The sequence below is a fragment of the Pseudanabaena biceps PCC 7429 genome (assembly GCF_000332215.1).
Taxonomy (GTDB): Bacteria; Cyanobacteriota; Cyanobacteriia; order Pseudanabaenales; family Pseudanabaenaceae; genus Pseudanabaena; species Pseudanabaena biceps.
The window spans coordinates 1-14,111 of record NZ_ALWB01000137.1; the positions used below are offsets into that span (position 1 = coordinate 1).

A 14,111-nucleotide genomic window follows, 5' to 3' on the forward strand; every position below is an offset into this window, starting at 1 on the left:
AGTTGCGGCGCTTTGCGCCGCAACTCTCTATTGGCTTTGATGTCCTGACTTAAGTAAATATAGCTATATATAGTGACTTTCCAATTAAAATCCCGATCTAAAACCTGTGGCGCACGCTGCGCGTGCGCCGCAGGTTTTAGGGTTTTATATTTAATTAAGCCTACTTACTTATAGTGTTTATTTTGCCGTTGACATAGCAAAATCTTCCAATAGGCGATCGCCACTTCTTACAATTAAGCAAAAAACTCTATGGAAATACTAGCAGTGCCGACAGAGGTTTGCACTCTTCATCCTGAAAACACCTTGGGAAAAATATATTTAGATTGGATGCCCCAACCTGGTGACTATATCGACCTAGAAGGCAAAAACTATAGGATTTTAGAGCGCCGCCATCGATATCAGTTTCGTAGAGGAAAATATAACTTGTTTAGAGTTGTGGTATATGTACAGCCAGCTCCAGAAAATTTGGATAGAAGTTTGATCGATGGTCGTTGGATTATTGGTGATGAAAATTGTCGCTATAATGCTATTTCAGAATTGATTCGCTGTGCTGTTAATCCCAATGGTCCATGTGCAGGATGTCGCTTTTGGGAAGTTAGATAAGCAGCTTTAGCCACTTGGGTTAGGAAATCCCAAAATAGAAGGTTGGCGCGAAGCGCCAACCTTCTATTAAATACAATGGATGGACTTAGAATTGAACACCAACACCAGCTTGTAGGGAAGTGCCTGCGGAACCATTGCTTTGTCCGTTGAAGGGAATTACCGCATTGGTATAGAGAAGCGTACGCTTGTTGAGGCTAACTTCTACTCCTGGTTGCAAAGCAAAGGCAGTTTGATCGCCCGTTAAGCTGCTATTGCCACCAACTTTAAACGAAGCCCCTGCACCGAGATAAACATTAGTGCGATCGCCTACGGGCAAATCATAGGAAACTGTAGGAACGATCGAAGTACCACCATTACCAAAGAGAACTGAACTTCTTGCAGAAATTGGCGATCCGTCAAATTTATAACGTCCAGCTAAGTTTGCTCCAACAACAGAAGGATTAGTTGCGAAGCTTTGGACGGAAATGCCAGCACCCACATAGCTACCTGGTTGAGTTACTTCTTCGGCGGAAGCGATCGCACTGAAAGAGGTAAGAACAGAAGTAGCGATCGCAACACCTAAATAGATTTTTGTAAGAGATTTCATGAGCTTTAGTTCCTGCATTGATTTGTTGTGAGATATGCCTATTTTGACTGGAGAGAACTGGCATAGTTCCCAAGGTTCCCAAAATGCTAAAATGCTTGTAATCCTTGCATAGAGAGCTAATCGGCTTTTTGAAAGACTTCTGTACCTTGAGGATCATGCTAATGGGTGACCGTCAATCTCCAAAAAGAGAAGGTTGGCGCATCGCGCCAACCTTCTCTTTTTATAGCAATTCACTGAAGTGAGACAACACTTTTGTGAATTGGTAAGTAGCTAGGTATAAGTAACCTTAGAACCTAGAAGAGCGTACCGCCCGCGTAGCGGGCGGTACGCTCTCTGGTTTGTTTTTTTTAATAGCTCCCTACGGTTGCAACCTCACGCAGTTGTAAATCGCAACTGCGCCATACTTGACCATCAAGGGCAGTTTGCTCGATTAAACTTGCCAGTCTCAGTGTTTTCAGGGCTTGATCGCCACCGACTGATGGCTGCTGCTGGTCGCGCACGCAGGATACGAAATGCTCTAATTCGGCATGTAGTGGCTCAATATTGCTGGTATAGACCTTTTCGATAAAGCCGTCCTGACGATAGAGGACTTGACCGTAATCCGTCGTCCAATTTGCTGTAGTTTGGCGATGAATTAAAATTTCGTTATTCAGAAAGTCCGACTCGGTTAAGGAGTTTATACAGTGGGCGGTAATTTTACGCTTTTTGCGATGGGTAACTTTACTGGCTGTGAGGGTTGCAATTACACCATTTTCAAAACCGATGGTGGCGGTTACATAGTCAAGATAGGTAGACTCTGGCGAGACCCGATTGCCGTGGGCCGAGACCCGCACAATTCCCGAAGAAACTAACTCTAGAATCAGGTCGATATCATGGATCATCAGATCGAATACGACAGAAACATCATTGGCTCTCTGGGAATAGGGGCTCATGCGATCGGCTTCGATCGCCAAAATAGTCTCATGCTTTAAAACTTTGCTTAGTTCTTGGAAAGCAGGGTTAAAACGTTCGATGTGACCAATTTGGAGAATGCGGTTTTGCTCGGTAGCAGTTTTGACTAAGGATTCGGCTTCTTCTATGGTGGCAGCGATCGGCTTTTCGATGAGGACATGAACGCCAGCCTTAAGACAAGTAGTGCCGACATCATAGTGCAATCTGGTGGGAACAGCGATACATACGGCATCGACTAGGGGCAAGAGGTCGCGATAATCCTCAAAAAAAAGTACACGGTGCTTGCTAGCAGTATCGCGTCCACGCTCTACGCTCACGTCGGAAACGCCGATAAGTTGTGCATCTTTGAGCAAGCTGAGCACCCTTGCATGATGCTGCCCCATATTACCGATACCTATAACACCAACCCGAATGGGATCGTGGAAATTACGATTGGGGCTCATACTCCTCACACACGCTCAATAAACACGCTCAGTTTGTCCAAAATCGTAACATGGAAGCATAACGCTTTGCTCTTTGTCTAAACCCAAATAGCTTTTCAAAGCCTTGAAAAGTAAGGCTTTGAAAATTTTAAAGATCGATCAGCCTGTATTTCGCATACCTGCGGCGATACCGTTAATCGTGAGTAAGGCTCCCCGCAATAGTTCATTTTTGGAGTAGCGCGATCGCAGATCGACGGTATCGGGACGGTGCTGGCGCAGGCGTTTGAGTAATGATGCTTGAATGAATCCCAACGGAACGATCGAGCCATTACGTAACTGTACCGATCGCTGGAGGTCGCGATCGCTATCCAACATTTGTTTTTGTCCCGTAATTGATTGGATGACCGTAAGGGTACGTTGATACTCCTTGAGAATCTCGGCAAAAATATCGACGAAGGCTTCCTCATAGCCTTCTTTCGTCAATTCGCGCATATAGTGATGGGCGATTTGCAGATCGGTCTTGGCTAAGGTCATCTCGACGCGGGAGATCGCTGTTTTAAAGAATGGCCATTTGCTATAAAAATATTGCAAGAGCGAGAGATGCCCTTCGGGGTTTTGCTGTAAAAACTCCTCCAGTGCCGCACCAATGCCATACCAAGATGGTAATAAAAAGCGACTCTGCGTCCAGCTAAATACCCAAGGAATTGCCCTTAAACTGCCAAGATCTCGCTTCCCAGCCCTTCGAGCAGGACGAGAACTGATTTGCAACTGACTGATCTCTTCGATGGGCGTGACTTGGTGGAAAAATTCCACCAAATTGGGCTGTTCGTAAATTAACTGGCGATAGACTTGACGCGATCGCACCGAAATTTCCTCCATCGTATCCAGCCAGCAGTCGAGGGTATCGGTACTGCTAGGTAGCAAGGCAGCTTGAATTACCGCCGTAGCGATCGTTTCTAGATTGTAAAGAGCAATTTCGGGTAGAGAGTATTTAGAAGCTAACACCTCACCCTGTTCGGTAATCTTGATTCTGCCTTCGATGCTACGTCCTGGTTGTGCCAAGATCGCCTCATAGGTTGGTCCGCCCCCGCGTCCCACCGAGCCGCCTCGCCCATGAAACATCCGCAGATCGACTTGGTATTTTTGGCAAACATCTTGGAGCGCACGCTGGGCTTTATAAATTTCCCAGTTACTGCTCAAGAAACCTGAATCCTTATTGCTGTCAGAGTAGCCAAGCATCACCTCTTGGAGATGATTGTGGCTCTCAAGATAGGTGCGGTAAAGGGGCAGCTCGAATAATTCGGTCATGATCGGTGGGGCACTGCGGAGATCCTCCACTGTTTCAAACAGAGGGGCGATGCTAAGGGAGCCTTTACCTGTAGCAGGATCGTAAAGCCCTGCCTCCTTTGCTAGCAGTAATACCTCAAGAATATCGCTGACACTACGGTTCATACTGATCACGTAGTTATTGCAAATTTCGACGGAAAATTCTTGCTGGATATTCGCCACCATCCGAAATGTCTCAATAATTTCGTTGGTCTTATCGCTAAAGTGCAATTTAGCGGGAATCATGGGGCGACGAGTTTTTAACTCTTGGGTCAGCCATGCAACCTTTGCCGATTCGGTCAGGTCATCGTAGGGTTTATCTAACAGTTGAAGGGTTTCGGCAATTTCGGAGATCGTATTGCTATGCTGTGTGCTCTCTTGGCGAATATCCAGATGCGCAAGGTGAAAGCCATAGACATCAACTTGACGGATTAAGTTTTCGAGGGGTTTCGGGTTGAGTTTTGTTTCAATTAAACTTTCTTGAATTAACTTTAGTTCAGCGAGAAATTCGGAAACATTGGTGTAAAGCTGGTGTTCTTGCCCCTTAGTGGATAGCTCCATTTCTGAAGCTTGCCAGCCACTATGGCGCAACTTCTGATTGCGATCGCGGGTATTTTCTAGCCGTTTTTTGACATAGGCGAGCTTGAGTCGATAGGGCTCTTGACGGAACTTGATCGAGTGTTTGGCATAGATCTCAGGTAGATGAATTTGATCATCGCCAAGGGAATCGAGCAAGGCTTGCGAAACATCGCTGAGGCTTTGCGAGAGGGAAAGTAAGCGACTGAGCCGATCTACGGAATGAATATATTTATTGAGGACGAGATTGCGTTGGTAACAGGCGGTTTGCCATGTTACTTCGGGGGTGACATAGGGGTTGCCATCGCGATCGCTACCGACCCAAGAACCAAACTTACAAAAGTCATAGCTGGGGAGTTTGAGTTTGGGGAAAGTTACGGCAATAGCCGAGGCAATGCGATCGTAAAGCACAGGAATCGCATCAAATAAGACCTCTTCAAAGTAGTGCAGCGTATAGTCGGCTTCGTCTAAAACCGTGGGTTTAATTTGGTTGAGTTCGTCAGTTCGCCACCAGAGACGAATTTCTTCGGCAATTTGCTCTTGTAGTGAAGCAGCTTCCCAGTTTAAGGCGATCGCTTGGGGGACGATTTCATCGCCCTTAAACCCAATCGTCCGATCCAATTCCTTCAGCATCTTGGCGATCGTCCGCTGTTTCTCGCGAATTGTATGGCGGACAATTTCGGTCGGGTGGGCGGTAAATACTAACCGAATATCGAGATTGTCTAAGATCCTCTGGATTTGGCGTGGGGGCACATTGAGTTTCTTGAGTTCAGGAAATAGCCAGCGAAAAGTGCCCACGGGATATTCGGCTTCGCTATTAATGGGACTAATCCTATAGATGCTAGTTTGCTCCTGCTCATGATCTTGCTCAACAATATTAATAAGCTGGAAAAATAGAGCAAAGGCACGGGCCGCAGTAGTTGCTTGATGCAGGTCAAGGCTTTCGACCACTTTTAAAACTTCCTGTGCTGGATACTCAGGCGCTTGCCCTTCGGGCGAACACATGGCTCGCAATTGGCGCAGTAAATCCACTAACTCTTGCCCGCTTTCTCGTAATAGGACGGATTCCCACAAATCTTCGATAAGCTTGAGACGGTATCGCAGACGAGAATTAGCGGCACGCAGATCGCTCTCTATATTTACTATCTGGACTAATGATGCTGACAGTGCTGCTGGGGAACTCATCCAACTTTCTCCAAAATTTTCTTTCTAATCCAAAATTTTCCCACTTTTAAGACTCACTCTTCTGTGGCTCAGCTAGCAGTTATACCAATTCCCGAAATGGTAGGCAGTTTTGGGGATTAAAAACCGATCGAGTTGGGTTCTTAACGTCCATAGCTGTTCTGACAATTGGGGGCTTAGGTATGATTAACCTTTAGCGAGCACAGGTGTGATTACAGAGCTAAAAATCTTTGGTAGGAATTAAACGTAAAATCTCTATTGTTTTCTATACCATACCAGCCCACCCGTTTGTTAGTTGTAGCGGTTTTTGCTAGTAGGTGAGTGATGATCTCTCTGGAGAAAGATTACTTGAGATTAGTTAAAAAATGCTTTGTTTTTGCAATATTTCTTTACAAAATGTCGATAATGGTATTTAGCAGGTTTACTTCAACCCAATAATTTAATAAGTGATTTAACTAATGTTTGATGTGCTGATTGTCGGTGCGGGCATGGTGGGTGCTAGCTTAGCCTGTGCGCTAGGCGATAAAAACTGTGCTGCTAACCATAGTCTCAAGGTGGGGATCATTGAAGCCAATGACAACTTTGGGCTTGGGGAGTTTACCTCTGACGGTCGTGCTAGTGCGATCGCCTATGGTTCGACGCAGATCTGGGAAAATATCGGTGTTTGGCGGGGAATGCAACGGAGGGGCGTAACCCCGATGCATATAATTCAAGTGTCCGAGGGGGACTTGCCCTATCCAGTCCAGTTGCGCCGTGAAGATATGGGGCAAGAGGCTCTAGGTTATATTGTCGAAAATGCAGTGACCTTGGCTGCGCTGTGGGAATTTGCGCGGGAATGTCAAAACTTGGAGTTAATCTGTCCTGCCAAGATTTTAGAGATTGCCTACGTGAGCGATCGCGATGTGATGCGGGTGAAAGTAAGTTCGGACATTGGCGATCAATATCTTGAAACCAAGTTATTGGTAGGTGCGGATGGAGGGCGATCGCAGGTGCGAGCCATGGCAAAGATGGAGATATCCGAGCGTCACTACGAGCAGACCTGTATTGTTACCACGATTCAATCGGAAAAGTCCCATCAAAATTTTGCTTACGAACGCTTTCAATCTAGCGGTCCCTTTGCGATCTTGCCCCTAGGTAGCGATCGCGCCTGTGTAGTGTGGACAGCGACTAAAGAAGAAACTCCGACTTTACTTGCTCTCGATGAAGTCGCCTTTTTGCAAGAGCTAACCCAACGCTTTGGTGCGCCCTTAATGGCAAAGCTCGGCAAGATTAAAGTGATATCAAGCGATCGCGCTAATTATGTGCCCCGTTGGATGCATAGTCAAACCTATATTCAGCCACGCCTAGCGCTCATTGGTGACGCTGCCCATACCACCCATCCGATCGCAGGGCAGGGGATGAATCTTGGCATTCGCGATGTGAATGCGCTAGCTAAGGTCTTAAAAGCCGCCCATCAGAATCACGAGGACTTAGGAGCGATCGCCGTTTTAAAACGTTATGAATCAAAACGTAAATGGGATAACCTCGGCGTGATTTTGTTGACCGATATTTCCAATCGCCTTTTTTCTAACCATAATTGGTTCTTCAAAATTCTTCGCCGCTTTGGTTTGCTCATCCTTCAGATTGCTCCTTTTAAGCGCATTTTGATGTACTTTATGATGGGTTTACACCAGATCTAATACCAATTCACGAAAGGGTGACAACACTTTTGGGAATTAAAAACTAAACCTCGTAAGAGTTTTCAAGTTACAGTAATTATCGATCAAACGAACCACAAGAAAATTTTTGAAAGCGTTGCTTCGCAACGCTTTCAAAAATTTCCTTGGTTTGGGTTTAAGCAAAGCGCTGTAAGTCAAGTGACTGTAGCTATAATTAAAGATCAGATTCAAAAAATTGGAGCGCACAAAAAATGTGCACTCCAGTTTTTTGAATCTGATTTTATGCTTAGTTGCACCTAGCTAATTGTGCAATGAGATTTTGGGGATTTTATCGATATACACCGTTTTCAAAGCGATCATCTCCCTCATTAAAAATAGATTCCAACTCTGTCACGGTGAAATTATCGAAGTTATTTTGAAGAATTTCTTTTTGGCGATCGCTCAAGTTTGGAAGGTTTAACACATCTTCCACAAGCTTGTAAGGCGCATTTTGAATAATCTTCTTTGCTAATGTAGGATATAGCCCTGGATACTGCTGAAATGCACGGATATTGGTGTTATTTAAATCAATTTTTTTACCAAGTTCAGTTCCTAGCTTTATATCTTGCCGATTCACACCTGTAATAGCGATTAAGTTAGATCTTTCACTATTAAAAATTGCAGCATTAGCAGTTGGAGCTATTCCCATCCATCCTAAGCAGGTAATCAACAAAACAATCACAATCGTAAAACGTGATAATACTTGCACAATTGTTACCTCTTAAAAAAGTAAAAATTATCAGAATAGATCTTAACATCGATCAAGAATAGGAGTCAATCAAACCATGTTGTAATGCATAGCGAACCAGTTCGGTGCGGCTGCTTGTGCCAGTTTTACTAAATAGACGACTAACATATTTCTCCACATTACGAATAGTCGTACCGAGACGCTTAGCAATCTCCTTATTCATTAATCCTTCTACTACAAGCTCTAAAACGCTCTGCTCGCGGGGGGTAAACTCTATCTTGATTGGCGGCGGCGTAACATTAATCGCGGGCTTCTGTTTAAGTAAAGCTTTAATCTCTGCAAGCTGTCCTGCGAGATCGGTCATTTCTGAGGTGTTGCTATTGGCCGTGACTGCTTGCATGGCGCGACGGGCAATTAAATTTTCAGCGATCGCCACTAGCTCATCGGGATCGAAAGGTTTTGACAGATAGGCATCACAACCTGCGTTATAGCCTTCGATACGATCCTTAGTCATGCCCTTAGCAGTTAAAAACACCACTGGCAGATTTAAAAAGCGCACATCCTCACGCATTTGCTTCAGGAACTCATACCCACTTACCTGAGGCATCATAATGTCCGATATCACCAGATCGGGAGTAGTTTGCTCCAACAATTGCCATGCATCCCTAGCGTTATTGGCAACCTGTACCGCAAAGCCACTATCTTCGAGATAGGCTTGCACCGCCTCTCTCAGTCCTGGTTCGTCATCTACAAGCAGGATATGTCCTGACATAGTTATCCCTATTTATCTATTCTTTTATCTATTCTTTCATTCTGCGATCGCCCCATACTAAGTAGATAAGCATAAGTAAACTTAAAACCTAGAAGAGCATACTGCCCGCTACGCGGGCGGTATGCTCTCTGATTTTGTTTTTTAATTGTGCGGAACTACTTATTACATTGATGTAAGCTGACTCTTCAACGTAGTAAAAGCGAGATTCAGTAAGGGGTTTAAGTTCAAAAAAAAGCTTTGCCATTTTTCAAACGGTTATCATCTAAGTAGCTAAGGTAAACTTAAAACCTAGAACAGCATACCGCCCGCTGCGCGGGCGGTATGCTCTCTGTTTTTGGTTTTTAATTATGCCGAACTACTTAACACTATAGCAATCAATCCCCGATCTCATTACCGATTCAGCCTCAAAAATGTAGTAATCTTAGCAATCTATAGCGACATTCCCTACTCAAGCCAGTTTTGGTAGAAGTTTTTTCAATGAGGGATTTTACTAAGTAGCTAGGCGCAATTAAATATAAAACCTCAAAACCTGTAGCGCACGCTGCGCGTGCGCTACAGGTTTTGGTTCTGGTTTTTAATTATGCCCAGCTACTTAACTCAATACTGGCAAAAATATCTCCCTGACAAGCTCTGATCACATGAGGAAATAAACGATGCACAAGTTATCTGCACAAGTTATTTGCACAAGTTATTCATTTTTCATTCCTTAAGAATTGTCTAGCTCCCCCAGCCCCCTTAAAAAGGGGTAAGAATTAAATTCTGCTCCCTTTTTAAGGGGGATTGAGGGGCATCTCTTAGAACTTCTGACCGCAGAAAGTAATTCTTACAGCGATTTTCGATCAAACGAACCACAAGGAAATTTTTGAAAGCGTTGCGAAGCAACGCTTTCAAAAATTTCCTTATGGTTCGTTTGATCGATAATTACTGTAAGTGAATATAGCTATAGCGATAACTGCCTACTCTCCCCAATGAAAAATATGCGATCGACAATATTTAGTAATAGCAGCAATCGTCACGTTGTCTCAGCCGAATGGCTCCATACCCACCTCCATGATCAGCAACTTATAATTGTGGACTGTCGATTTTCGTTAAACGATCCCGAACTGGGGCTTAAGCAATATCAAGCGAGCCACATTGAGGGTGCTCATTATCTCGATCTCAATCTTGATTTGTCCAGTCCCGTCCAAAAACATGGCGGCAGACATCCCTTACCCGATTTTGACCGACTTGCTAGTAAGCTTTCCCAAATAGGGATAGTTTCAGGAGAGACCATGGTCGTTATCTACGATGATTCTCGCTTGGGTTTTGCTGCAAGACTCTGGTGGTTATTGCAGTATATGGGACATGAGTATAGAGCGGTGTTAGATGGTGGCTTTGCGGGATGGAAAGCGCAGAAATACCCTGTTAGTAACGAAATTCCCGAAGCAAAAGCTGGCAAGTTTATTCCCAAACTACAAACAGAACTTGTCGTCGATCGCGAAATGGTAAAGGCACGTAAGGATTTGCCAGAAGTCGTCCTTGTGGATGCGCGAGAAGGCGATCGCTATCGAGGCGAACGCGAACCCATCGATCCGATCGCGGGACATATCGAAGGTGCAGTTAATTATCCTTGGCTGGAAGTTACTAATGATCAAGGTTTTGTAATTGCCAATCAAAGCGATCGTTGGCAGCAGGTTCAAAATGCTCAAGAAGTAATCGTATATTGTGGCTCGGGGGTAACCGCTTGCGTGAATTTACTATCGCTGAAATTGGCAGGAATTGAAACTGGAAAACTGTATGCAGGAAGTTGGAGCGATTGGTGTTCGTATTTGGCATAAACTTAAAAACCTAGCTACTTAGCAATCGGTTAACCTAGGACTAGCGATCGCGCCAAATCTCAAAAATCTCCAACCAAGCATCATGTCAAGCGAACAAACACATCCCACATTTTTACTCGTTGACGGACATTCCCTCGCATTTCGAGCCTTTTATGCCTTTGGCAAACATCCCGAAGGCGGATTGCGAACCTCGACAGGAATCCCCACTAGTGTTTGTTTTGGTTTCTTGAAAGCATTAATTGAGATGCTCGATCGCGAAAAACCTGCTGCCGTAGCGATCGCCTTTGACCTTGCCACCCCGACATTTCGCCATGAAATCGACGATACCTACAAAGCAAATCGCTCCGAAACTCCTGAGAGCTTTATTCCCGATATTCAGAACTTACAAAAAGTATTAGCAGCGATGAATCTGCCCGCGATTACCCAAGCAGGTTTTGAAGCTGATGATGTATTGGGAACGCTATCTCAAGCGGCGAGTGCGGAAGGCTATACCGTCAAGATCTTAAGTGGCGATCGTGATTTGTTTCAGTTAATTGATGCTGAAAAGCGCATTTCGGTTTTGAACTTAGGACAAAAAGATAAAATCGTCGAATATCACGCCGATCAGGTGAAAGAACGCCTAGGTGTGATGCCCACGCAGGTTGTGGACTATAAAGCCCTATGCGGTGATGCTTCTGATAATATTCCTGGGGTGCGGGGGATTGGCGAGAAAACGGCTGTCAAATTAATAGAGGAATATGGCAGCTTAGAGAATATTTTGGCAGCTTTGCCCAGCATGAAGGGAGCGATTAAAACTAAATTAGAGCAGGGGATTGAGGATGCGAAGCATTCGCAATTTATGGCGACGATTAAAACCGATGTACCGCTTCCCGTGGTGATCGCTGATTGTCAGTTGACAGGTTTTGACACTCAGGAGTTAATCCCCCTATTAGAGGAACTCGAACTAAAAGCCTTTGTGAATCGAGTCGATCAAATTCAGGCGAAGTTGTCGGGGAATTATGAGAAAAAGCCCTTGCTCCCAGCCCCTCTCCCACTGGGAGAGGGGAGCAAAACATCATCTCAGAATGGGGATGATGATGAGCTATGGTTTGACTTTGCTAAGCAAGAGGAGAATCAAGCGATCGCTGCTTCTGCATCTTTGAAATTAGATGTACAAATTATTGACACGATCGCAAAATTAGAAAATCTATGCAAAATCCTGAGCAACAAACAACCGACAGCATGGGATACGGAAACCACGGCATTAAATCCCTTTGAGGCGGAATTAGTAGGGATTGGTTGCTGTTGGGGGGAATCCATTAGCGAAGTTGCCTATATCCCTCTAAGTCATAGCTCTGGGCAAAACCTGAAATGGGAAGAAGTAAGGGCGATTCTCCAACCGATACTTGAAGATATTAGCTATCCCAAATACCTACAGAATGCCAAGTTTGATCGTTTGATGTTTAAATCCGCAGGCATCGAACTAGCAGGGGTGGTTTTTGACACGATGATTGCTAGCTATGCGATCGATCCCGAAGCTAGCCATAAGCTTGACGATCTGGCGATGGACTTATTGCAAATCCGCACCGTTAGCTATAAAACCCTTGTCGGTAAACTCAAATCGATCGCTGAAGTAGATATCCCTGCTGTCGCTCAATATTGCGGCATGGATACCTATATCACCTATAACATTCGACCAATTTTAGAAGAGAAATTAAAAACAGTTCCCCAACTATGGGACTTGTTCCAAAACCTAGAAATGCCCCTAGAGCCAATCCTTGCAGAAATGGAATGGCGAGGGATTAGGATTGATAAGGAATATTTGGGGGTTTTCTCGCAGGAACTCGAAAAGGATTTAGATGCTTTAGCGATCAAAGCCTATGCTGAAGCAGGACAGGAATTTAACCTCAATTCACCCAAGCAGCTAAGCGAAATTTTAGTCGAATTGCTAGGCGACACATTTACGAAAAAATCCCGTAAGAGTAAGACGGGTTATTCCACCGATGTTGCGGTTCTGAATAAATTAGAGGGCGCTCATCCTCTCATTGACACAATTCTCGAAAACCGTACTCTGGCTAAACTAAAGTCTACCTATGTTGACGCTTTGCCATCCCTCATTCAACCCAAAACTGGGCGCGTACATACCGATTTCAATCAAACTGTAACTGCCACAGGTCGCTTAAGTAGTTCCAATCCTAACTTGCAAAATATTCCCATTCGTACTGCTTTCAGTAAGCGCATTCGTGCGGGATTTTTGCCCAAGGAAGATTGGATTTTACTGGCTGCTGACTATTCCCAAATTGAATTGCGGATTCTCGCCCATTTAAGCCAAGAACCTGAATTGATGCGAGCCTTTAATGCTGGTGAAGACGTGCATACAGTCACAGCGCAGCTACTGCTAGAAAAAGAAGAAGTCAATAGTGAAGAACGTCGCTTAGCCAAAATCATTAACTATGGGGTGATCTATGGCATGGGCGCACAAAAATTTAGCCGTGATATTGGTGTCTCCGTTAAAATAGCCAAGCAATTCATCGAGAAGTTTAATCAGCGCTATGAACGTATTTTCACCTATATGCAAAGCGTAGAAGTGGAAGCTGAACGCGATGGCTATGTCAAAACCGTGCTAGGAAGAAGACGCTATTTCCGCAATCTCAAAGATATGGGTGGCTATCAAAAGGCTGCCTTGTTGCGATCGGCGGTTAATGCTCCAATACAGGGAACTAGTGCTGATATTGTGAAATTAGCGATGTTAAGGGTGCATGAAATTCTCAAAGACTATCAAGCACGATTGCTACTGCAAGTCCATGATGAACTTGTATTCGAGGTTCCGCCCGATGAAGTTGCTGAACTGCAACCGCAAATCAAAACCGCTATGGAATCGGCGCTAGAGCTTTCGGTAAAGCTAGAAGTGGATATTCATACGGGCAAAAATTGGATGGAAGCTAAGTAATCCCAATTCACAAAAGTGTTGTCACACTTTTGTGAATTAAAAACTAAACCTAGTAAGGTTTTTTAAGTTAAGAAATGGCGTAGCCATTTCTTAACTTGGTATTACTTAGGAACTCAATGTTCTTTCAACCCATATTCCGCTCGTAATGGAAGTGGAAAAACAATTAGGAAAGAGGCGCAGGGAGGAGATAGTAGCGTTGGCAGGCAGAAGAAAAGAATTTTAAAATATGAAGGCGAAGAGGAGACAAATTAACAACTTGAGTAACATCCTGAAAAGAAACTAAATGAACCGCCATAAAACATTGAAAAATCCAACGCAAAGTTGGCGAATTAGTGGGTTTACCCAATTGATTAGGAATAGTATCTTGAGCGATAGCTAAGGCAAGTCTGAGTTGACGTTGGGCTAAATTATAAACGAGCAAGCAAAGCACCATAATCATGCCCAAAGCCTCAATGCGTTTAGCAGACTTGAGAAAAACACTGGAAGTAAAAACAAAGGATCTTTGAGGAAACGAAAACCACGCTCAGTAGCCTGCTGAGCCTTGTATTCCCGTAAAGCATCA

The 14,111-nt window shown here is 44.4% G+C and carries 9 protein-coding genes and 1 pseudogene; 4 read left to right on the top strand and 6 right to left on the bottom strand.

Annotated elements, in window-relative coordinates:
- The first annotated feature begins 249 nt into the window (after positions 1-249).
- Positions 250-603: a DUF6464 family protein gene (locus tag PSE7429_RS14955; RefSeq protein WP_009628084.1), complete on the top strand. Its 354-nt coding sequence runs from the start codon at positions 250-252 to the stop codon at positions 601-603.
- A gap of 85 nt (positions 604-688) precedes the next feature.
- On the opposite strand, the gene PSE7429_RS14960 is transcribed toward PSE7429_RS14955, so the two are convergent.
- From PSE7429_RS14960 to ppc, 3 genes are all read right to left on the bottom strand, one after another.
- Entirely contained in the window at positions 689-1,189 is a 501-nt protein-coding gene (locus PSE7429_RS14960) for an outer membrane beta-barrel protein (RefSeq protein WP_009628085.1), read from the bottom strand.
- Between the two features lie 347 nt (positions 1,190-1,536).
- Complete coding sequence (locus PSE7429_RS14965) at positions 1,537-2,583, bottom strand: Gfo/Idh/MocA family protein (RefSeq protein WP_009628086.1); 1,047 nt, start codon at positions 2,581-2,583, stop codon at positions 1,537-1,539.
- Between the two features lie 138 nt (positions 2,584-2,721).
- A complete protein-coding gene (gene ppc / locus PSE7429_RS14970; RefSeq protein ID WP_009628087.1) occupies positions 2,722-5,649 on the bottom strand; it encodes a phosphoenolpyruvate carboxylase in 2,928 nt (975 codons plus the stop codon).
- Positions 5,650-6,104: 455 nt separating this feature from the next.
- Here ppc and PSE7429_RS14975 point away from each other — a divergent pair, with 455 nt between their 5' ends.
- Complete coding sequence (locus PSE7429_RS14975) at positions 6,105-7,325, top strand: UbiH/UbiF/VisC/COQ6 family ubiquinone biosynthesis hydroxylase (protein ID WP_009628088.1); 1,221 nt, start codon at positions 6,105-6,107, stop codon at positions 7,323-7,325.
- Between the two features lie 307 nt (positions 7,326-7,632).
- On the opposite strand, the gene psbU is transcribed toward PSE7429_RS14975, so the two are convergent.
- Both psbU and PSE7429_RS14985 read right to left on the bottom strand, forming a co-directional pair.
- Positions 7,633-8,052 carry a photosystem II complex extrinsic protein PsbU gene (gene psbU, locus PSE7429_RS14980; RefSeq protein ID WP_009628089.1) on the bottom strand — a complete coding sequence of 140 codons (420 nt, stop codon included), beginning with the start codon at positions 8,050-8,052 and terminating at the stop codon, positions 7,633-7,635.
- A gap of 52 nt (positions 8,053-8,104) precedes the next feature.
- The gene (locus PSE7429_RS14985) at positions 8,105-8,803 is read right to left on the bottom strand and encodes a response regulator transcription factor (protein WP_009628090.1); all 699 of its coding nucleotides are present in this window, start codon (positions 8,801-8,803) and stop codon (positions 8,105-8,107) included.
- 968 nt (positions 8,804-9,771) lie between these two features.
- Between PSE7429_RS14985 and PSE7429_RS14990 the strand changes: the two genes are divergently transcribed.
- Both PSE7429_RS14990 and polA read left to right on the top strand, forming a co-directional pair.
- Complete coding sequence (locus PSE7429_RS14990; protein WP_009628091.1) at positions 9,772-10,620, top strand: sulfurtransferase; 849 nt, start codon at positions 9,772-9,774, stop codon at positions 10,618-10,620.
- An 82-nt stretch (positions 10,621-10,702) separates the two neighbouring features.
- On the top strand, positions 10,703-13,549 hold the full coding sequence (polA, locus tag PSE7429_RS14995) for a DNA polymerase I (RefSeq protein WP_009628092.1): 2,847 nt from the start codon (positions 10,703-10,705) through the stop codon (positions 13,547-13,549).
- A 163-nt stretch (positions 13,550-13,712) separates the two neighbouring features.
- Here the strand turns inward: polA and PSE7429_RS15000 are convergent.
- A pseudogene (locus tag PSE7429_RS15000) lies at positions 13,713-14,111 on the bottom strand (IS1634 family transposase); the annotation flags it as partial.